The organism is Nocardioides sp. NPDC051685, from assembly GCF_044453405.1.
GTDB lineage: Bacteria > Actinomycetota > Actinomycetes > Propionibacteriales > Nocardioidaceae > Nocardioides.
The window spans coordinates 113,251-131,712 of sequence record NZ_JBITCR010000002.1 but is presented as its reverse complement, the minus strand read 5'-3'; the positions used below and the strand labels follow the sequence as shown (position 1 = coordinate 131,712).

The window sequence follows — 18,462 nt, the reverse complement described above, 5'->3', positions numbered from 1 at the left end:
GCCTGGAACCTCAAGCGCGAGCCAGGATCTCGCCGTGGAGGACGGAGAACCAACCGTCCTCCGCCTCGGCCCACGACCGCCACCCGTCCGCGACCCGGGCGAGGTCGGCGGTCGTGGCGTCTCCGGAGTCGACGAGCTGGCGGGCGACCGCGGAGTCGGTGAACCGGTCGGCCCACATCCCGCCCCACCACGCCCGATCCTCGGGGTCGGCGAAGCTCCAGGTGCTCGAGGTGGCCGCGATGTCGGCGAAGCCTGCCGCGCGCGCCCAGGAGACCAGGCGCCGGCCCGCGTCGGGCTCACCGCCGTTGGCCCGCGCGGCGAGCTGGTAGAGCCGCAGCCACTCGGTCAGCTCGGCCGACTCCGGCCACCAGACGAAGCCCGCGTAGTCGCTGTCACGCACGGCCACGACGCCCCCGGGCTTCGTCACCCGCCGCAGCTCCCGCAGCGCCTGCACCGGGTCCGCCACGTGCTGCAGCACCTGATGCGCATGAACGACGTCGTACGCAGCGTCCTCGATGCTCAACGCGTGCACGTCCTCGACCCGGAAGTCGATGTTCGTGACTCCCCCGTTCTCGGCCGCACGCCGGGAGAGCTCGAGCTCGGTCTCGCCGATCTCGGTCGCGGTCACCTGAGCGACCCTGCCGGCGAGGTCGAGCGTGATCGTCCCCGGCCCGGCACCCACGTCGAGCAGTCGCTGCTCGGGGCTCAGCTGCGGCAGCAGGTAGGCCGAGGAGTTCTCTGCCGTGCGCCACCTGTGCGAGCGCAGCACCGACTCGTGATGGCCATGGGTGTAGGTCGACATGGATCGACCTTAGGCGGGGAATCCCGAGAAATGAGACGCAATTCTCGCTATACGGACATTCGAGGCAGTGCGGTGTCGGTGCAGCCGAGCCGCCGTCGACCCCAGAGGATCCCGCCCAGGAGCACGCCGAGGAGCAGCGTGTTGAGCCCGATCACCACGGCCGTCTCGAACGGCGCTGCACCGCCACCGGGCCGCGCGTCCTCCGGCGCCACCTCGTGGCGCTCGAACACAGCCTGGCCCTGGTCGGAATCGCGCGGCACGTCGGCCATCGCCCACGAGCTGAGCGCTGCTGAGGCGAAGACGGCGGCGACCATCCCGGCGAGCAGGATCGGCAAGGTGCGACTCATCATGCTCACGAGCGTGAGTGCCGGTTCCGTCAGGAACCCGACGCACACCGTCCCTACCGGCAACAACCCGGTGAACAATCAGAACGGGTCTTCCGCGCGCCTTCGCGGTCAGGTCCTGGCGAAGTCGTTGCTCGTGTCGAAGAACCAGACCGTCGAGTCGGTGCACACGATCCGGTCGAGCTTGCCGACCGCGACCTGTGACCGAGGCGTCTTGCCCGAGGCCAGGACCACGTCGTACGCATCGCTGGTGCGCAGCACCGTCCACGGCTCGGACTCGGTGCCCTCGCCCGTGCTGATGATGCTGTCGAGAGCGGCCTGGGCCAGGATCGACTCACGCTGGGCCTGCTCGGGGTTGCCGAGGCCGCGCTGGGCGTCGGCGAGCGCGGCGTGGGCGGACGGGCTGAAGATCGCGCCCGGCATCAGGGCGTGGACAGCTGCAACGGCGCCGGCGTAGTCGCCGGCCGACATCATCGGGGCGATCATCTCGGTGATCTCGAGATCGGGCCGGAAGTTGGGAGCCTCGAGGATCGCCTCGCGTAGGGCTCTCAGTGACTCCGGGCCAGGATCGCGAAGGTAGCCGTCCAGCAGCTCAGCGTACGTAGCCAACAGGGTCCCCCTTGAATAACGGTCGCCGTGCACGGTAGCCAATGGCGCGGCCACGTGGGGCGGATGACAACGATTATGCGCCCTTTTGTGACCCGGAAGTTGCGCGACCCGGAGGTTTCTAGCGCCAGCCGAGACCGGGTGCGACATGGGTCAGGATGCTCCCCAGGGCATGCGTGTTGTAGTCGACGCCGAGCTGGTTGGGGACGGTGAGCAGCAGCGTGTCCGCGGCCTGGATCGCCTCGTCTCCGGCCAGCTCCTCGATCAGGACATCGGGCTCGGCGGCGTAGGAGCGCCCGAAGATGGCGCGGGTCTGGTCGTCGATGTTGCCGATCTGGTCCTTCGTCTGCCGATCGAGGCCGAAGTAGCGCCGGTCCTCGTCGTTGACGAGGGCGAAGATGGAGCGCGAGACCGAGACGCGCGGCTCCCGCTCGTGACCGGCCTCCTTCCAGGCTTCGCGGTAGGCCTCGATCTGCTCGCGCTGCTGAACGTGGAACGGCTTGCCGTTCTCGTCGTTCTTCAGCGTCGAGCTCTGCAGGTTCATACCGAGCCCGGCGGCCCAGCGTGCGGTCGCCAGCGAGCTCGAGCCCCACCAGATGCGGTCGCGCAGGGTCTCGGAGTAGGGCTCGACCCGGAGCTTCCCGGGCGGGTTCGGGAACATCGGGCGCGGGTTCGGCTCGGCGAACTTCGCCCCCTCGATGATCTTGAGGTAGGTCTCGGTGTGGGCGCGGGCCATGTCGGCCTCGGTGGCGTTCTCGCCGGGGTCGTAGCCGAAGTAGCGCCAGCCCTCGATGACCTGCTCGGGTGAGCCGCGGCTGATCCCGAGCTGCAGACGCTCGCCGGAGATCAGGTCGGCGGCCGCCGAGTCCTCGGCCATGTAGAGCGGGTTCTCGTAGCGCATGTCGATGACGCCGGTGCCGATCTCGATCGTCGAGGTGCGGGCGCCGATCGCGGAGAGCAGCGGGAAGGGCGAGGCGTACTGGCGGGCGAAGTGATGGACCCGGAAGTACGCGCCGTCGATGCCGAGCTCCTCGGCGGCGACCGCGAGCTCGATCCCCTGGATCAGTGCATCCCGTGCCGACCGTGTCTGGGAGTAGGGCGACGGTGTCCAGTGACCGAACGACAAGAATCCGATGTTCTTCACGGTAGTAGAACTCTCAACGGCCCTGCAGGATTCCCGCGATCGGCGCCTGTGCTCGACCGTGCCATCCCGGCCAGGGCGGCCAGGACCTTCGCCTCTGGCGGTTCTGCAGACCGGAACCGCCTCTACCGCGTCACCACCTTGTCGGTGGTGGCGCGGCGTTCCGCGTTCTGCTTTCAATCGATCCACAGCCGAGAACGCTCTCGTGCACGCAGTAAAGCGGACGTCTACACGGCATCAACAGGAGTCCCTTATGAGTTTATCTATCGGTCGACCGAATACGCATATCGGTCGACTGACCAGGGAAAACATTGTCTCGGCGTGTTGTCCGAGCCCTTCCAAAGTCGCGGATTATCGTGTTACATATCAGCCAGCTTCACCGATAAACACCGATCACCATTCTCTGGGGGATGAATAGAAATGTGGGACACCGTTGAGGTGCAAAGCTTCACGCTTTCTCACGACATGCCGTGCCGCGACTGCGGCCACGCACGTCATCGCTTCTTGCCGTGTGACGCCGATTGCGACTGCCGCGCCCACGAGGTTGCGGAGCTACTGGAGGGCGCCGGCGCTCGCTGAACCACCTGGCGTCAGCTGTCTCGGGCGGCCAGAGAACGGTGATCACTGCATCTGCGGTGGTCACCGTTCTTCTGTTTGAAAAGATTTCTGGGTGGCGGAAGCGGATCGTCCGCAACCGGGCAGAGGATCGTGTCATGGACATCGTTCTCGTACCCGGCCTCTGGCTGGACGCAACCTCCTGGGACCTCGTCGTCCCTCATCTGACCGACGCCGGCCACACCGTGCGGCCGCTCACCCTGCCGGGCCTCGAGTCGGCCGAGACCGACCGGTCCGACGTGCACGTCGCCGACCAAGTCGCCGCTGTCGTGGCCGCCATCGACGAGTCGGACGGCCAGGTGATCCTCGTCGGTCACTCGATGGGCTGCGCGGTGGCCGGCGCGGCCCTCGATGCTCGCGTCGACAAGGTGGCGACCGTGGTCTACGTCGGCGGCTGGCCGGCGGAGCCGGGCATGATCCCGGCCAAGAACTTCCCCACCGACGGCGCCGACCTGCCGCCGGTGCCCTGGGAGGAGTTCGACGAGTCCGACGTGCGCGACCTCGACCGCGCCGCCTTCGAGGCGCTGCTGCGGCCCTCCCCTGCCAGCCTCACCTCCGAGCCGTTCGAGCTCGGCGACGAGCGCCGTTACTCGGTCCCGGCGGTCTTCGTCTGCCCCGAATACACCGCCGCCAACCTGAAGGAGTGGATCGCCGACGGCACCGAGTCGGTCGCCGCCATCCCCAAGCACAAGGACGTCACCTACGTCGACCTGCCCACCGGCCACTGGCCGCAGCTGAGCAAGCCGGCCGAGCTCGCGGCCATCATCGGGGACGCCGCCGTCCGGTAGCGTCGGGTGCGTGCGCACCCGGCTCGCTGCCCTGACCGCCATCACGGCCCTGTCGGCGCTCGTCGCCGGCTGTGGCGGTGAGTCCTCCGCGGAACCGTCCCGCAGCCCGTCGGCGTCGTCGTCGGCCCCGCCCCCGACGACGCCGACGACGCCGACGCTCGACGACGCCTCGGTGCCGCTGGCCGAGCGCCTCACCCGGGCGATGGCGACGGTCGCTTCGGGGGAATCGGGGGCCGAGGACGTACGGGAGGCCGCGCTGTTCGAGCAGACGACCGCCCGCCACCTCGCCCGCGGGTCGAAGGCGGAGACCGACGACGTGCTGGGCGCGCTCGGCCGTGCCGACCGCGCCCAGCTCGCTGCGGACATCGCCGCGGCGCGCGAGCTCCTGGCGATGACCGACCCTCAGCCGAAGCTGCCGGAGTGGAGGATCCTGACGCCACCGGCGCCCGAGGAGCTGAGACCGCTCTATCGCGAGGCACAACAGGAGACCGGGACGCCGTGGCAGTACCTTGCCGCCGTCCATCTGGTCGAGACCCGCATGGGGCGCATCCGCGGCACGAGCACCGCGGGCGCCCAGGGCCCGATGCAGTTCCTGCCCTCGACCTTCGCGCAGTACGGCGCCGGCGGCGACATCAACGACCCGGGCGACGCGATCATGGCCGCCGGCCGCATGCTCGCCTCCAACGGCGCTCCCCGCGACATGGCCGGTGCCCTGTGGGCCTACAACCATTCCGGCCGCTACGTGGCGGCCGTCAGCGCCTATGCCGAGCAGATGAAGCGGTCTCCCGCTGCGTACGACCTGTACTGGCACTGGCAGGTCCTCTACCGCCACCGGGACGGCACGATGCTGCTCCCCGAGGGCTACCCGGACCAGAAGCCCGTACGCATCGCCGACTAGTAGGGGCGCTCGACGGCGTACTGGACGAGGCTGACGTCCTCGCCGCGGTAGGTGTCGGTGCCGTGACGGCCGGTCTCGATGAAACCCGTCGCGTCGAAGAGCTTCTGGGCGCGGGTGTTGGTCTCGTGCGTCTCGGCCCAGATCCGGGTCAGGTCGAGGACGGAGAAGCCGTAGGTGAGCGCGGTCTTGATGGCCCGCTGGCCGAGGCCCTGGCCCCATCGCGAGCTCGGGCCGATGGCGATGCCGAGCTCGCGGGTGTCGGGCGCCAGGCCGTGGAGATCGGCGTAGCCGACGACATCCTCGTCGACCTCCACCGCGAGCCGGATCAGCTCGGGCGGCGGAGCCTCGATCAGCCGGCGCCAGTGGCGGAGGTGACCGTCGCGTTCGCGCTCCGGCCAGCCGTTGGCCACCCGGAACTCCTCATCGCGTGCCCAGTCGGCGTAGACGTGTTCGTCGCCCGGTGACAGCGGGCGCAGGCGCATGGTGTCGGTACGGGGCATCGACCGAGTCTGTCAGACGTACGGCCCGGCCGATCCCCCGCCCGGGATGACGACCGGTCAGTAGGTGAGCTGGACCTTGGTCGCGAGCCGCTCGTCCATGAGGCGGTATCCCTCGGCGGCCCCGGTGAACGGCAGCGCCTTGTCGAAGACCAGGCCGGGGTTGATGGTGCCATCCAGGGTGAGGCGGAGGAGGTCGGGGAGGTAGCGGCGTACGGGCGCCATCCCGCCCTTGAGGCCGACGTTGGTGCGGAAGAGCGCGTTGACCGGGAGGTTGACGTCGTGCGGCACCCCGACGAACCCGACCGTCGCGCCCGGGCGGGCGACCTTGGAGGCGGTCTTGAAGGACTGGTCGGTGCCGACGCACTCCAGGACGTAGTCGGCCCCGATGCCGCCGGTGAGCTCGCGGACGGCCGCCTCGCCCTCCTTGCCGCGGGCGGCGATGATGTCGGTGGCGCCGAACTTCTTGGCGATCTCCTGGCGGGCCTCGTGGCGCGACATCGCCACGACCCGTTCGGCGCCGAGCTGGGCAGCAGCCAGCACGCCGCACAGGCCGACCGCGCCGTCACCGACCACGACCGCGGTGCCGCCCTTGGCACCGGACCCGAGGCCGGACATCACCGCGGCGTGCCAGCCGGTGGCCATCACGTCGGTGAGCGCGAGCAGGTCGGGGTACATCGCCGCGTCGGGCGTCTCGTCGAGCTTGACCAGCGAGCCGTCGGCCTGGTTGACCAGGGCGTACTCGCTCTGTCCGCTGACCGTGAAGCCGAGGTTCTCGCAGACCGACTGGACTCCCGCGAGGCAGTGCGGGCAGGTGTTGTCGCAGTGGTCGAAGGGGACGATGACGAAGTCGCCGGCCTTGAAGTCGCGTACGTCGGCGCCGACCTCCTCGATGATGCCGATGCACTCGTGACCGATGGTGCGTGGCTCCTCGATCTCGCCGTTGGACCCGCGGTAGTTCCACAGATCGGAGCCGCAGATGCAGGAGCCCACGACCTTGACGATGGCGTCGGTGGGCTGTGTCAGAGCAGGATCGGGTACCTGGGTGGAGCGGATGTCGCCCACACCATGGATCGTCGTCGCGCGCATGGTGGCATCCTGTCACCCGGCGTAAAGAGATGTTGCACACGGTGGCCGTTCCACGAGCCAGGCAACAGCCCTGAAACGAAACGCCGACACTTCGCGGGGAATCCAGGCTTATCTCATATATGAGTTACGGTGGTGCACCATGACCGACGGATACAAAGGTCGTATCGGGAACTTGATTCGCGATGCGCGCAAGCACAAGGGTTTGACCCAGGCACAGCTCGCTGACCTTCTCAACACCAGCCAGAGTGCGATCAACCGCATCGAGCAGGGACAACAGAACCTGTCCCTGGAGATGATCGCCCGGGTCGGTGCCGCTCTCGACTCCTCCCTGGTCGACATCGGGGCGGGGCCGACGCACCTGCGCGTCACCGGTCCGACCACGCTGTCGGGTGAGATCACGGTCAAGACCTCGAAGAACGCCGGGGTCGCCCTTCTGGTCGGCTCGCTCCTCAACCGGGGCCGTACGACGCTGCGCAAGGTCGCGCGCATCGAAGAGGTGAACCGCATCATCGAGGTGCTCAACTCGATCGGTGTGCAGACCCGCTGGCTCAACGACGACAACGACCTCGAGATCGTGCCGCCGAAGGAGCTGCGCCTGGACGCCGTGGACGAGGCCGCCGCGCGCCGTACGCGCTCGGTGATCATGTTCCTCGGTCCGCTGCTGCACCGCCTGGACACCTTCGAGCTGCCCTACGCCGGCGGCTGCAACCTCGGCACCCGGACCGTCGAGCCGCACATGTCGGCCCTGCGCCCCTTCGGCCTCGAGGTCAAGGCGACCGACGGCGCCTACCACGCGAGCGTCAACCGGGAGATCCAGCCGGGCCGCCCGATCGTCCTGACCGAGCGTGGCGACACCGTCACCGAGAACGCTCTGATGGCCGCTGCGCTGCACCCGGGCACCACGGTGATCCGCAACGCGTCCTCCAACTACATGGTCCAGGACCTCTGCTTCTACCTGCAGAAGCTGGGCGTCGAGGTCGAGGGCATCGGCACCACGACGCTGCGCGTCACCGGCCGCGAGGTCATCGACGTCGACGTCGACTACGCGCCGAGCGAGGACCCGATCGAGGCGATGTCGCTGCTGACCGCCGCGATCGTGACCGACTCCGAGATCACCATCAAGCGGGTCCCGATCGAGTTCATGGAGATCGAGCTGGCGACGCTCGAGGAGATGGGCTTCAACTACACCCTCACCGAGGAATACCTCGCCCTCAACGGCAAGACCCGCCTGGTCGACATCAACACCAAGCACTCGGTCCTGCACGCGCCGCTGGACAAGATCCACCCGCTCCCCTTCCCCGGCCTCAACATCGACAACCTGCCGTTCTTCGCCGCGATCGCCGCGGTGGCGCAGGGTCAGACGCTGCTGCACGACTGGGTCTACGAGAACCGTGCGATCTACCTGACCGAGCTCAACAAGCTCGGCGGCAACGTCACGCTGATGGACCCGCACCGGGTGATGATCGAGGGCCCGACGCACTTCTCCGGGACCGAGATCGTCTGCCCGCCGGCGCTGCGTCCCGCCGTCGTCGTCCTGCTCGCGATGCTCGCCTCGAAGGGCACCTCGGTGCTCCGCTCGACCTACGTCATCGCCCGCGGCTACGAGGACCTCGCCGAGCGGCTCAACCAGCTCGGCGCGAACATCACTGCCTTCCGCGACATCTGAGGCTCTGAGCGAGCGCAAGCGAGCGAACATCGGGCAGAACATGCCGGCGACTGCGTATTCTCGATTCTCTACGCAGTTGCCGGCATGAGTCTCCGGGCTCATGTGAAGCAGACCTCACGGGTGGTTAGATGCTCCCCGTGAGGGAGCAGCAACGACGCGTACGCGCCTATGCGCACCGTGGTGGAGCGCTCCATCCCGACCTGGTCGGGATGGAGAACACCATGGAGGCGTTCCGACATGCGGTGGCGCTCGGCTACACGCATCTCGAGACCGATGTGCACGCCACCCGGGACGGGGTCCTGCTCGCCTTCCACGACGCGGCGCTCGACCGGGTGACCGACGTCAGCGGGCTGATCGCGGAGATGACGTACGCCGAGGTGCGGGCGGCCCGCATCGGCGGCCAGCACGGGGTGCCGACCCTGGCGGAGCTCTTCGCGGCGTTCCCCGAGGTCACCTTCAACATCGACCTCAAGTCCGACGGTGCCGTGGGTGCGCTCGCCGAGCTCCTCGCGGCGACCCGCCACGAGGACAAGGTCATCGTCGGCTCGTTCTCGGGCCGCCGGATCAAGCAGTTCCGGCGTCTGACCGAGGGGCGGGTGCGGACCTCGGCGAACCCTCGGGAGGTGCTGGCCTATGTGCTGTCCCCCACCTCAGGCATCGCCAGGCGGCTCGCAGGCGGAGAGTTCGACGCCCTCCAGATCCCCCACCACCAGCACCTTCTCGGCCCGCTGTCCATCCGGGTGGCGTCACGTGGCCTCGTCCGACGAGCCCACCGAGCCGGCAAGGAGGTCCACGTCTGGACCGTCGACGACCCGGCCGAGATGAAGCGGCTGATCGAGCGTGACGTCGACGGCCTGATGACGGACCGCACCGACGTACTCAAAGCGTTCCTGGAGGAGCGCGGTCTGTGGGAGGCTCAGCCATCTCGGGCTGAGCCCACCGAAGCGAACAACGAGGAGTCCGAGAAGTGACCGCATCAGCCGGGATCGGCGACTTCAGGCCCGTCGAGCGGGCGCGGGAGCAGAAGGGCTGGTTCTTCGTCGACTGGGCTGTGTCGGCCTTCCAGACGACAGTTGCCGGGGTTCTCTTCGCGCCCTACCTGATCGAGATCGCGAAGCAGGCGGCAGACGATCGAAACCGAATCTATTTGCTTGGGCTGCCGATCGACCCAGGCTCGCTCCCGTCGTACGTCATCACCTTCTCGACGATTCTCTCAGCACTGACCTATCCCCTGATCGGCGCGATCGCCGACCGTACGGCGCGCAAGAAGGACCTGATGGCGGCGTTCGCCTGGGCAGGTGCACTCGCCGCAGGCCTGTTGTTCTTCATGACCGGCGACAACTGGTTGTTCGGTTCGGTCATGTTCATCATCGCGAACTTGTGCGCTGGTTGCTCGGTCGTTGTCAGTGACTCGATTCTTCCGCTGATCTCGACCGAGAACGAACGAGATCGGACATCGTCGATCGGCTGGGCCTACGGCTACGCCGGTGGGGCCATCCTGCTTGCACTCAACTTCCTACTGATGAAGTTCGGTGGCTCGATCGGCATCGATACCGGCATGGCCGTACGCCTGAACCTGCTCTCGGCGGCCGTGTGGTGGGCGGTCTTCATCATCATCCCGTGGCGACGGATCAGGAATCGTGAACCGCGCGACGTCGAGGACGTTCAGGGCGGCTTGCTCGGGCGCTCGTTCGGTCAATTGTGGATCACCCTCAAGGAACTTCGCCGATACCCAGTTGCGATGACGTTCCTGATCGCCTACCTGTTCTTCAACGACGGCATCCAGACCGTGATCGGTTCGGCCGCGCAGTACGGCACCGAGGAGCTGGGGTTTGTCCTGGACACCATGCTGCTCGTCTATCTCTTGGTGCAGTTCGTGGCCGTTGGTGGGGCCGTGGTGTTCTCCCGGGCTGCGGCGCGCTTCGGCGCGAAGCACGTGATCCTCGCCGGCCTCGGCACCTGGATCTTGGTTGTCATCGGTGCGTTCCTGCTGCCCGAGAAGCAGTTGCCACTGCTGCTTGTCGTCGGCGTTGGTATCGGCCTGGTTCTCGGCGGCACCCAAGCCTTGGCACGCTCATACTTCTCACTCCTCATCCCCGCCGGCAAGGAGGCCGAGTTCTTCAGCCTGTATCACGCGATGGACCGGGGTACGTCGTGGATGGGGACGCTCGTCTTCGGGCTGGTCCACCAGTTCACCGGATCGTTCCGTCCGTCGATTCTTGCGCTGATCGCATTCTTCGTCATCGGTGGTGTGCTACTCGCCCGCGTTGACACAGCGAAGGGCATCGAGCAGGCGGGCAACCGCGCGCCCGAACGGATCTGAGAGCGCGCTCAGCAGCTGGCGGTTTCGAGACATCGACCACTCAGGACTCCCTCAGGGAGATCCGCAGGTCAGGTGGGTTCTGTGTCGAACAACACGGCGACTATCTCGACAATTCACGGAATCATCACCTCCTCTGTACCGTTGATGGTGTGAAGAGGTCTGACCGGCCTGCGTCATGAGTCCGCAGGCCGTCTCGCTCTTCAGCTCATCCAACGGGGGACGATCGACTCAGGAGGTGCTTCATGGCCGAGCGCACGTTGCGCGGCGCCCGACTGGGCGGACAAAGTTTTGAGGACGAACGCGGCATCGAGTTCGCGGGCCGTCAGCAGGTGGCCTACCGCTGCCCGCAGGGCCACGACTTCGAGATCACGATGTCGGACGAGGCCGAGGTTCCGGCGATCTGGGAGTGCCCGCGTTGCGGGATGGAGGCTCTCAACCTCTCCGGTGCCAAGCCGGAGGAGAAGGCCGAGAAGCCGGCGCGTACGCACTGGGACATGCTCCTGGAGCGGCGCTCGGAGAAGGAGCTCGAGGACATCCTCAAGGAGCGCCTCGACCTGCTTCGCGGTGGCGAGATCGGCCCGGCTCACCTGCACCGCAAGGGACCGGGCAAGAAGAAGGCCAACGCCTGATCTCACGCCGAGACGTCACGTACGCGAATCGAGTGGTCACTTCGGTGACCACTCGATTCGCATTTGTGACGCCTCGGCCGACGCGGGCGACGCCTGGGCTAGGAGGCGTCCTTGTCGATGACCTCGCCGGTGACGATGTCGTCGTTGCGGGGCCGGGCGCCGGGACCGAAGGTGGACGGCATCGCGGCGGTGACCAGGCGCTTCTGCACGAGCGTGGCCAGCATGCGGCGGAAGACGGGCCGGGTGAACGGCAGGATCAGCACGATGCCGAAGATGTCGGTCACGAAGCCGGGGCTGAGCATCAGCGCGCCACCGAGCAGGATCAGCGCGCCGTCGGCGCTCTCGTTGGACGGGAGCTTCCCGGAGGAGAGTGCCGTCGTCAGCGCGGTCCAGGCTCGCGACCCCTCGCGGCGCATCAGCCAGGCACCGAAGATCGAGTCGGCGACCAGCAGCAGGATCGTCCACCACACGCCGATCACCTGACCGACCTGGATGAGCACGAACAGCTCGGCCAGCGGCATCACCAGGAACAGGAGCACCAGCACCCAGGAGAACCGGCGGCGACGCGTCGTCATCGACGGCCTCCCACGAAACGGTCCAGCCCGAATCGGCGCAGCAGCCGGAGCAGCTGGTCGCGGCGCTCGGCCAGCCCCCAGCGGGTCACCCGGCGCATCGACTCGGCGGCGACCGCGGGGCTCATCTTCGACTCGCCCCGGACCCGCTCGATGAACTGGATCGGGACCTCCTTGACGGTGAGGCCGGCCCGCAGCGTACGCGTGACCATCTCGGTCTGAAAGACATAGCCGGTCGACTCGACGCTGCTCAGCTGCAGCTTCTCCAGCGTCGTACGCCGGAAGAGGCGGTAGCCCGCAGTGGCGTCGTGGACGCCGATCCCGAGCAGGAGCCGGACGTAGAAGTTGCCGCCCACCGACAGCAGCCGTCGCGACAGCGGCCAGTTGACCACCGAGCCGCCGCGGATCCAGCGGGCGCCGATCACCAGGTCGGCGGAAGTGAGCGCCTCCAGGAGGAGGTGGAGCTCCTCGGGCTGGTGGGAGCCGTCGGCGTCCATCTCCCCCACGATGTCGTAGCCCTGCTCCATGGCCCAGCCGAACCCGTGCAGGTACGCAGCCCCCAGCCCGGCCTTCTCGGTGCGGTGCAGCACGTGGATCTGGTCGTCGTTGTCGGCCAGCTCGTTGGCGATCGTGCCGGTGCCGTCGGGTGAACCGTCATCGACGATCAGCACGTCGACGCGCGGCTGTGCCTTGCGCAGCCGCCCGACGATCCAGGCGAGGTTGTCCGCCTCGTTGTAGGTCGGGATGACCATCACCGCCCGGCCGATCTCGGTCCAGGGTGGAAGCTGCTCGTTCGTCACGTACGCCGGCCTTGTCAAGAAAAGAGGGTGGAGATCACAGGATATCCGGCCGTTGGTCGCCGATCGAATGCCAGCCAGCAGAGGCACGGGAGGATCAAGACGTTCTTCGGGCCGTTCCGATCCCTGCTGGAGACAGGGGGACGATCGTTGTCTAAGGACGCCTCGGCCCTCCCGCGTTGCCCTCGCGGTCGTTGACCGCGTTCGCGAAAACGCGTCGAAGGCATGCCTGGCTCGACACCCCCGACCCGATTCGTCGAGCGCCGGTCCGCCAACCGCGACTCTGCATGAGCGAACGTTGCCACCATCACCCGCTGGCTCCGCGTAAGTCAACAAGCCGCTGACCTGCGGAAACAGATGTTTCCGCAGGTCAGCCATAGCCTTCCGGGCGCAAAAAAGTGAAGAATTCTCGAGGAACTTCGGCGTGTCGCCTACGCGTACTCGTTACGCCGCTCAGGGAACGACGACGGTCCCTCGCGCGGATGTCGCGAGGACCGGCTCGTCCAGTATCTCAGCAGCTCCTGGACGAGCCTCGGTTGCGGCTCCCCGGGCCACGACGTACACGGCGAACTCCATCACCCGGGACCGGGTTCCGGCCTTGACCAGCTCGCAGGTGATCTCCAGGACGTCGCCGGCGCGGACCGGTGCCTTGAACTGCACGTCGTCGTAGGAGGCGAAGAGGCCCTCGTCGCCGTCGGTGAGGATGCACATCTCGGTCGCGACGTCGCCGAAGAGACCCAGGCTGTAGGCCCCGTCGACCAGGTTCCCGGCGTAGTGGGCGTGCGAGTAGGGCACGTAGCGGCGGTGGACCACCTTGGTCCCGATCGCGGGCCCGGTCTCGGGTGACGTCATGCGGCAGGCTCCTTCATGGTGGTGCGGTGGACGAGGTAGGAGGCGACCTCGGCAGGGGTGGTGCCGCGGCCGAAGATGCGGTCGACGCCGAGCTCGGCGGTCATGGACTCGTCGAAACGCGGCCCGCCGGCGACCAGGAGCGGCCGCTCCCCCGCCGGGTAGGCCTCCCGGAACGCTGCCGACATCTCCCGGGTGTTGAGCAGATGGGCATCACGCTGGGTGACGACCTGGGAGACGAGCACGGCGTCGGCACGACGGGTGACGGCTGCCTCGACCAGGGACGGCACCGAGACCTGGGCGCCGAGGTTCACGACCTCGATCTCCTTGTAGTACTCCAGGCCCTTCTCGCCGGCGAACCCCTTGATGTTGAGGATCGCGTCGATGCCGACGGTGTGGGCGTCGGTGCCGATGCAGGCGCCGACGACGACCATCGGTCGCCGCAGCGTCTCCTTGATCACCGCGTTGGCCTCCTTGGGCGTCAGCAGCGGGAAGTCGCGTTCGACGACCTGCACCTTGTCGGTGTCGACGAGATGGTTGACCTGGCCGTAGACGACGAAGAAGGTGAAGTCGTCGCCCATCGGCTTGGAGTGGACGACCATCGCCGGCTCCATGCCCATCTTGTTGGCCAGCTGCAGCGCGGCGCCGTCGGCGACCTTGCTGTGCTTGATCGGCAGCGTGAAGGAGACCTGCACCATGCCGTCGCCGGTGGTGTCGCCGTACGGCCTGATGATGCTCATTCCTCACCCTCCAAGATGGTGCTAGCGGGGTTGTAGTAGGCCTCGGACTTCTCGGCCACGCCCTCGAGTCCCTTGCCGGCGTTCGCGGGGCGCTTCATCAGGCCGAAGGTGCCGTCCGCGATCGCGTCCAGGAGCCCGTTGGGCTCGGCGATGATCTTCCCGAGCAGGTCGATCGACTCCCCCAGCACCTCGCGGGCCCGGTTGGCGATGAACCCGTCAGGAGCCGGGTGGAAGTCCTCGCCGAGGCGTCCGGCCGCGTCCATGACGTACCTGACGTTCTGCAGGGCCAGGTCGCGGTCCGAGAGCCAGGGCGTCACCACCGCTTCGGTCATCATCCCGACCAGCAGGATGCCCTGGTCGGTCATCGCGCCGGCGAGGTTGAAGAACCCGTCGAGCAGGTAGCCCTTGAAGATGTCGCCGGTCATGTGCCGGGTCGGCGGCATCCACTTCAGCGGGGCGTCGGGGAAGATCGTCTTCGCCAGCAGCGCGTGGGCGAGCTCGAGCCGGAACGAGTCGGGCACGTCAGGGTTGATCTCGAAGGCGTGACCGAGGCCGAGCTGCCAGTCCTCGAGTCCGGCCTCCTTGGCGAAGTACTCGTTGAGCAGCTGGCTCGTGGTCACGGTGTGGGCCGCCTCGACCGCGTCGGCGGTGGTGAGGTAGTTGTCCTCGCCCGTGTTGATGATGATCCCCGCCCGAGCGTGGATCTGACGCGAGAGCCGCTGGTCGACGAACGTACGCACCGGGTTGATGTCGCGGAACAGGATCCCGTACATCGAGTCGTTGAGCATCATGTCGAGACGCTCCATGCCGGCCAACGCGGCGATCTCGGGCATGCACAGCCCGCTCGCGTAGTTGGTGAGCCGTACGTAGCGGCCCAGCTCGCGGCTCGTCTCGTCGAGGGCCGCGCGCATGAGCCGGAAGTTCTCCTGCGTCGCGTACGTCCCGGCGAACCCTTCCCGGGTGGCGCCCTCGGGCACGTAGTCGAGGAGCGACTGGCCGGTCGAGCGGATCACCGCGATGATGTCGGCGCCCTCGCGTGCGGCCGCCTGCGCCTGCGGGATGTCCTCGTAGATGTCGCCGGTCGCGACGATCAGGTAGATCCACGGCTTGCGGGGCGCGTCGCCGATCTCGGTGATCATCCGCTCACGGGCCATCCGGCTGGCGTCGAGCCGGGCGATGCCGGCCCCGACCGCCTCGCGGGCGTGCTTCGCGGCCAGCTCGGCCTCGGCACCTTCGGGCAGGCGGAAGGTCACCTGGCCCGCGGCTGCCTCCTCGGCCAGACGGGACAGGTCGTTGCCGTGGGCGGCCAGGGCCTGCCAGACCGGCAGCGCGACGCCGTGCTCCAGACCGATGTCGGCGCGTACCGCGTCGACCAGGTGGTTCACCCACGGGGTGCCGTCCGGATCGGCGCCGGCGAGCCCGGCCAGTCGCAGCGTGGCTCGCTCGACGGCGACGGTCGTGTGCTTCTTGGCCATCTCGACGATCGGGTCGCCGACCTTCGCGGCCAGCGCGCGTGCCTGGGCGATCGTGCGTGGGTCCAGATCGAGTCTCACTGGGCCAGTCTCCCCTCGAAGAGTGCCCGGACGCCTCGGTTCGCGCGGAGAAGATCCAGCGCATAGGCGGCGTGCCCGGGGACGTAGCCGTTGCCGACGAGCATCGTGACGTCGGCGGCGAGGCCTTCGGCACCGAGCGCGGCGGCGGAGAAGGAGGTCGCCATCGAGAAGAAGACGACCGTGCCCTGGTCGGCGGTCGCCAGGATGGCTCCGCCCTCGCAGCCGGGCACGTCGACACAGACGACAGTGACATCGGCCGGGCCACCGGCCTTCGCGACCGCGTCGCGCAGCGCGACCGGGTTGCGCGCGTCGGCGACCACGACCTCGTCGGCCAGGTCGGCCTCGCGAAGCCGGGACGCCTCGGCCTCGGTCGGGACGATGCCGATCAGGTGGCCGGCGCCAGCGTCACGAGCAGCGGCGAGCGAGAGCGATCCGGACTTGCCGCCGCCACCGATCACGGCGACGACGCCACCCGCGTAGCGCTCGGAGACGACCCGCCGGGTCAGCGCCGGGGCGCCGCACACGTCCATCACCGACAGCGCGAGCTCGGGGGCGAGATCGTCGGGAAGAACGGCGGCGATCGAGCGGCCGAAGAGGATGGCATAGCCGTCGCACGGCACCTGCTCCGAGTCGCCGGCCCAACCCTTGAGCCCGTCCTCGATCACCAACGGTGTCAGGGTCAGCGACACCAGCGTCGCGACCCGGTCGCCGGCCTTCAGGCCCAGGGGCGACTCGGGCCCGACCTCCTCGACGACGCCGACGAGCATGCCGCCCGACCCGGTCACCGGGTTCTGCATCTTGCCGCGCTCGGCGACGATGTCGAGCACCTCGCGGCGTGCGGCATCTCCGTCGCCGTCGTGTGCGGACTCGAGCTGCCGGAACGAGGCGGCGTCCAGGTTCAGTCGCTCCACCCGGATCCGCACCTCGTCGGGCCACAAGGTCCTTCGGGTGTCGAGTCTTCGGGCCGCCTGGGGCAGGGGCAACGAGCCGCCCACCGGCTCGTCGAGCACCCGGTGCAGGCCTGTCGGGTCAGAAGTGGTCATCGGTCGTACGCCTCCTTGCGTGCATCTCACGCCGGACCCTACCAGCGGTTGATGGAAGAATTGCGGCCTAGGCTTGCAAACACCGGACGATCTCCCGCTATGGTGGGGAACATGACCGCAACCATCGAGCCCACGACCCGAGACGGACAGCCCTACGCCTACCAGCGCGTTGAGCTGGCCGAGCCCGACTGGACCCGGTTCCCGGGGTGGGCCGACGTGACCGAGGAGCAGTGGCGCGACGTGCAGTGGCAGCGTGTCAACTGCATCAAGAACGTCCGCCAGCTGCGCGCCCTGATGGGCGATCTTCTCGACGAGCGGTTCTATGCCGACCTCGAGCGCGACATGGCCGAGCGGGCCACCATGTCGATGCTGGTGCCGCCGCAGATGATGAACACCATGGTGCCCACGGGTGCTTCGGCCGGCGAGGAGTTCACCGCCGCCTTCTACGCAGACCCGATTCGCCACTACATGATCCCGGTCTTCTCCGACCGTCGCACCGACTGGCCGTCCCACCCGCAGGCGAGCCGCGACTCGCTGCACGAGCACGACATGTGGGTCGCCGAGGGACTGACGCACCGCTACCCGACCAAGGTGCTCGCCGAACTGCTCTCCACCTGCCCGCAGTACTGCGGCCACTGCACCCGGATGGACCTGGTCGGCAACTCGACCCCGGTCATCGACAAGCTCAAGCTCACCGGCAAGCCGGTCGACCGCCACGAGGCGATGCTCGACTACCTGCGCAACACCCCGCAGGTGCGCGACGTGGTCGTCTCCGGCGGTGACGTCGCCAACCTGCCCTGGCCGCGGCTGGAGGACTTCCTCACCAAGCTGATGGCGATCGACAACATCCGCGACATCCGGCTGGCCACCAAGGGCCTGATCGGTCTCCCCCAGCACTGGCTCCAGGAGCCGCTCCTGGAGGGGATGAACCGGGTGACCACCATCGCCCGCGAGCGGGGCGTCTCACTGGCGGTCCACACCCACGCCAACCACGCCAACTCGGTCACCCCGCTGGTCGCCGAGGCGACTCGGGCGCTGCTGGACGCCGGCGTCCGCGACGTACGCAACCAGGGAGTGCTGCTCGCCGGCGTGAACGCCGACACCCACAGCCTGCTCGACCTCTGCTTCCGCCTCCTCGACGGCGCGCAGATCATGCCCTACTACTTCTACATGTGCGACATGATCCCGTTCAGCGAGCACTGGCGGGTCTCGGTCGCCGACGCGCAGCGGATGCAGCACGACCTGATGGGCTACCTGCCCGGGTTCGCCACCCCGCGCATCGTGTGCGACGTACCTTTCGTCGGCAAGCGGTGGGTCCACCAGCTCGCCGACTACGACACCGAGCGTGGCATCTCCTACTGGACCAAGAACTACCGCACCTCGATCGAGGCCTCCGACCCCGAGGCGCTGACCAGGACCTACGAGTACTACGACCCGATCCACACCCTGCCCGAGTCGGGCCAGGAGTGGTGGCGCACTCACGCGGAGTGAACCGGGCCCGCCCGGCCCG

The 18,462-nt window shown here is 68.0% G+C and carries 19 protein-coding genes; 7 read left to right on the top strand and 12 right to left on the bottom strand.

Going from position 1 to position 18,462, the window contains the following annotated elements:
- Positions 1 to 10: 10 nt before the first annotated feature.
- The 4 genes from ACIA03_RS05705 to ACIA03_RS05690 all read right to left on the bottom strand — a co-directional run bounded on the left by ACIA03_RS05705 (position 11) and on the right by ACIA03_RS05690 (position 2,896).
- The gene (locus ACIA03_RS05705) at positions 11 to 802 is read right to left on the bottom strand and encodes a class I SAM-dependent methyltransferase (RefSeq protein WP_396980138.1); all 792 of its coding nucleotides are present in this window, start codon (positions 800 to 802) and stop codon (positions 11 to 13) included.
- A 47-nt stretch (positions 803 to 849) separates the two neighbouring features.
- The gene (locus ACIA03_RS05700; RefSeq protein ID WP_396980136.1) at positions 850 to 1,152 is read right to left on the bottom strand and encodes a hypothetical protein; all 303 of its coding nucleotides are present in this window, start codon (positions 1,150 to 1,152) and stop codon (positions 850 to 852) included.
- A gap of 105 nt (positions 1,153 to 1,257) precedes the next feature.
- The gene (locus ACIA03_RS05695) at positions 1,258 to 1,755 is read right to left on the bottom strand and encodes a DUF4919 domain-containing protein (RefSeq protein WP_396980134.1); all 498 of its coding nucleotides are present in this window, start codon (positions 1,753 to 1,755) and stop codon (positions 1,258 to 1,260) included.
- 118 nt (positions 1,756 to 1,873) lie between these two features.
- The gene (locus tag ACIA03_RS05690; RefSeq protein WP_396980132.1) at positions 1,874 to 2,896 is read right to left on the bottom strand and encodes an LLM class flavin-dependent oxidoreductase; all 1,023 of its coding nucleotides are present in this window, start codon (positions 2,894 to 2,896) and stop codon (positions 1,874 to 1,876) included.
- A 710-nt stretch (positions 2,897 to 3,606) separates the two neighbouring features.
- Here ACIA03_RS05690 and ACIA03_RS05685 point away from each other — a divergent pair.
- Both ACIA03_RS05685 and ACIA03_RS05680 read left to right on the top strand, forming a co-directional pair.
- Entirely contained in the window at positions 3,607 to 4,296 is a 690-nt protein-coding gene (locus tag ACIA03_RS05685; RefSeq protein ID WP_396980130.1) for an alpha/beta fold hydrolase, read from the top strand.
- A gap of 10 nt (positions 4,297 to 4,306) precedes the next feature.
- Positions 4,307 to 5,194, top strand: coding sequence for a transglycosylase SLT domain-containing protein (locus ACIA03_RS05680; RefSeq protein WP_396980128.1), 888 nt, complete (start codon positions 4,307 to 4,309; stop codon positions 5,192 to 5,194).
- Here the strand turns inward: ACIA03_RS05680 and ACIA03_RS05675 are convergent.
- Together ACIA03_RS05675 and ACIA03_RS05670 are read right to left on the bottom strand one after the other, a co-directional pair.
- Positions 5,191 to 5,694 (bottom strand): GNAT family N-acetyltransferase, encoded by a 504-nt coding sequence (locus ACIA03_RS05675; RefSeq protein ID WP_396980126.1) that lies wholly within the window; start codon positions 5,692 to 5,694, stop codon positions 5,191 to 5,193. The genes ACIA03_RS05680 and ACIA03_RS05675 overlap by 4 nt on opposite strands.
- Before the next feature lie 57 nt (positions 5,695 to 5,751).
- Positions 5,752 to 6,780, bottom strand: coding sequence for a zinc-dependent alcohol dehydrogenase family protein (locus ACIA03_RS05670; RefSeq protein WP_396980124.1), 1,029 nt, complete (start codon positions 6,778 to 6,780; stop codon positions 5,752 to 5,754).
- Positions 6,781 to 6,919: 139 nt separating this feature from the next.
- On the opposite strand from ACIA03_RS05670, the gene ACIA03_RS05665 reads away from it, so the two are divergent.
- From ACIA03_RS05665 to ACIA03_RS05650, 4 genes are all read left to right on the top strand, one after another.
- Positions 6,920 to 8,446 (top strand): UDP-N-acetylglucosamine 1-carboxyvinyltransferase, encoded by a 1,527-nt coding sequence (locus ACIA03_RS05665; protein ID WP_396980122.1) that lies wholly within the window; start codon positions 6,920 to 6,922, stop codon positions 8,444 to 8,446.
- A 137-nt stretch (positions 8,447 to 8,583) separates the two neighbouring features.
- On the top strand, positions 8,584 to 9,417 hold the full coding sequence (locus ACIA03_RS05660) for a glycerophosphodiester phosphodiesterase (RefSeq protein ID WP_396980120.1): 834 nt from the start codon (positions 8,584 to 8,586) through the stop codon (positions 9,415 to 9,417).
- Complete coding sequence (locus ACIA03_RS05655; protein WP_396980118.1) at positions 9,414 to 10,769, top strand: MFS transporter; 1,356 nt, start codon at positions 9,414 to 9,416, stop codon at positions 10,767 to 10,769. Before ACIA03_RS05660 ends, ACIA03_RS05655 begins: the two co-directional genes overlap by 4 nt.
- 242 nt (positions 10,770 to 11,011) lie before the next feature.
- Complete coding sequence (locus tag ACIA03_RS05650; RefSeq protein WP_008359714.1) at positions 11,012 to 11,398, top strand: RNA polymerase-binding protein RbpA; 387 nt, start codon at positions 11,012 to 11,014, stop codon at positions 11,396 to 11,398.
- 98 nt (positions 11,399 to 11,496) lie between these two features.
- Here ACIA03_RS05650 and ACIA03_RS05645 read toward each other — a convergent pair whose 3' ends face one another.
- From ACIA03_RS05645 to ACIA03_RS05620, 6 genes are all read right to left on the bottom strand, one after another.
- The gene (locus ACIA03_RS05645; protein WP_396980115.1) at positions 11,497 to 11,973 is read right to left on the bottom strand and encodes an FxsA family protein; all 477 of its coding nucleotides are present in this window, start codon (positions 11,971 to 11,973) and stop codon (positions 11,497 to 11,499) included.
- Entirely contained in the window at positions 11,970 to 12,722 is a 753-nt protein-coding gene (locus ACIA03_RS05640; protein WP_396981769.1) for a polyprenol monophosphomannose synthase, read from the bottom strand. The genes ACIA03_RS05645 and ACIA03_RS05640 overlap by 4 nt, the downstream gene beginning before the upstream one ends.
- Before the next feature lie 498 nt (positions 12,723 to 13,220).
- A complete protein-coding gene (locus ACIA03_RS05635; protein ID WP_396980113.1) occupies positions 13,221 to 13,619 on the bottom strand; it encodes a hotdog domain-containing protein in 399 nt (132 codons plus the stop codon).
- Complete coding sequence (locus tag ACIA03_RS05630; RefSeq protein ID WP_396980111.1) at positions 13,616 to 14,356, bottom strand: OAM dimerization domain-containing protein; 741 nt, start codon at positions 14,354 to 14,356, stop codon at positions 13,616 to 13,618. Before ACIA03_RS05630 ends, ACIA03_RS05635 begins: the two co-directional genes overlap by 4 nt.
- Positions 14,353 to 15,909: a lysine 5,6-aminomutase subunit alpha gene (locus tag ACIA03_RS05625; protein WP_396980109.1), complete on the bottom strand. Its 1,557-nt coding sequence runs from the start codon at positions 15,907 to 15,909 to the stop codon at positions 14,353 to 14,355. The genes ACIA03_RS05630 and ACIA03_RS05625 overlap by 4 nt, the downstream gene beginning before the upstream one ends.
- Positions 15,906 to 16,952: an L-erythro-3,5-diaminohexanoate dehydrogenase gene (locus tag ACIA03_RS05620; protein WP_396980107.1), complete on the bottom strand. Its 1,047-nt coding sequence runs from the start codon at positions 16,950 to 16,952 to the stop codon at positions 15,906 to 15,908. The genes ACIA03_RS05625 and ACIA03_RS05620 overlap by 4 nt, the downstream gene beginning before the upstream one ends.
- Before the next feature lie 111 nt (positions 16,953 to 17,063).
- Between ACIA03_RS05620 and ACIA03_RS05615 the strand changes: the two genes are divergently transcribed.
- Positions 17,064 to 18,443, top strand: a complete 1,380-nt coding sequence (locus ACIA03_RS05615; RefSeq protein WP_396980106.1) for a KamA family radical SAM protein — start codon at positions 17,064 to 17,066, stop codon at positions 18,441 to 18,443.
- Positions 18,444 to 18,462 lie beyond the last annotated feature (19 nt).

Coding starts and splice junctions, on each gene's coding strand:
- ACIA03_RS05705 (WP_396980138.1), bottom strand. CDS start 802: ATGTCGACCTACACCCATGGCCATCACGAGTCGGTGCTGCGCTCGCAC.
- ACIA03_RS05700 (WP_396980136.1), bottom strand. CDS start 1,152: ATGATGAGTCGCACCTTGCCGATCCTGCTCGCCGGGATGGTCGCCGCC.
- ACIA03_RS05685 (WP_396980130.1), top strand. CDS start 3,607: ATGGACATCGTTCTCGTACCCGGCCTCTGGCTGGACGCAACCTCCTGG.
- ACIA03_RS05675 (WP_396980126.1), bottom strand. CDS start 5,694: ATGCCCCGTACCGACACCATGCGCCTGCGCCCGCTGTCACCGGGCGAC.
- ACIA03_RS05670 (WP_396980124.1), bottom strand. CDS start 6,780: ATGCGCGCGACGACGATCCATGGTGTGGGCGACATCCGCTCCACCCAG.
- ACIA03_RS05665 (WP_396980122.1), top strand. CDS start 6,920: ATGACCGACGGATACAAAGGTCGTATCGGGAACTTGATTCGCGATGCG.
- ACIA03_RS05650 (WP_008359714.1), top strand. CDS start 11,012: ATGGCCGAGCGCACGTTGCGCGGCGCCCGACTGGGCGGACAAAGTTTT.
- ACIA03_RS05645 (WP_396980115.1), bottom strand. CDS start 11,973: ATGACGACGCGTCGCCGCCGGTTCTCCTGGGTGCTGGTGCTCCTGTTC.
- ACIA03_RS05640 (WP_396981769.1), bottom strand. CDS start 12,722: ATGGTCATCCCGACCTACAACGAGGCGGACAACCTCGCCTGGATCGTC.
- ACIA03_RS05635 (WP_396980113.1), bottom strand. CDS start 13,619: ATGACGTCACCCGAGACCGGGCCCGCGATCGGGACCAAGGTGGTCCAC.
- ACIA03_RS05630 (WP_396980111.1), bottom strand. CDS start 14,356: ATGAGCATCATCAGGCCGTACGGCGACACCACCGGCGACGGCATGGTG.
- ACIA03_RS05620 (WP_396980107.1), bottom strand. CDS start 16,952: ATGACCACTTCTGACCCGACAGGCCTGCACCGGGTGCTCGACGAGCCG.
- ACIA03_RS05615 (WP_396980106.1), top strand. CDS start 17,064: ATGACCGCAACCATCGAGCCCACGACCCGAGACGGACAGCCCTACGCC.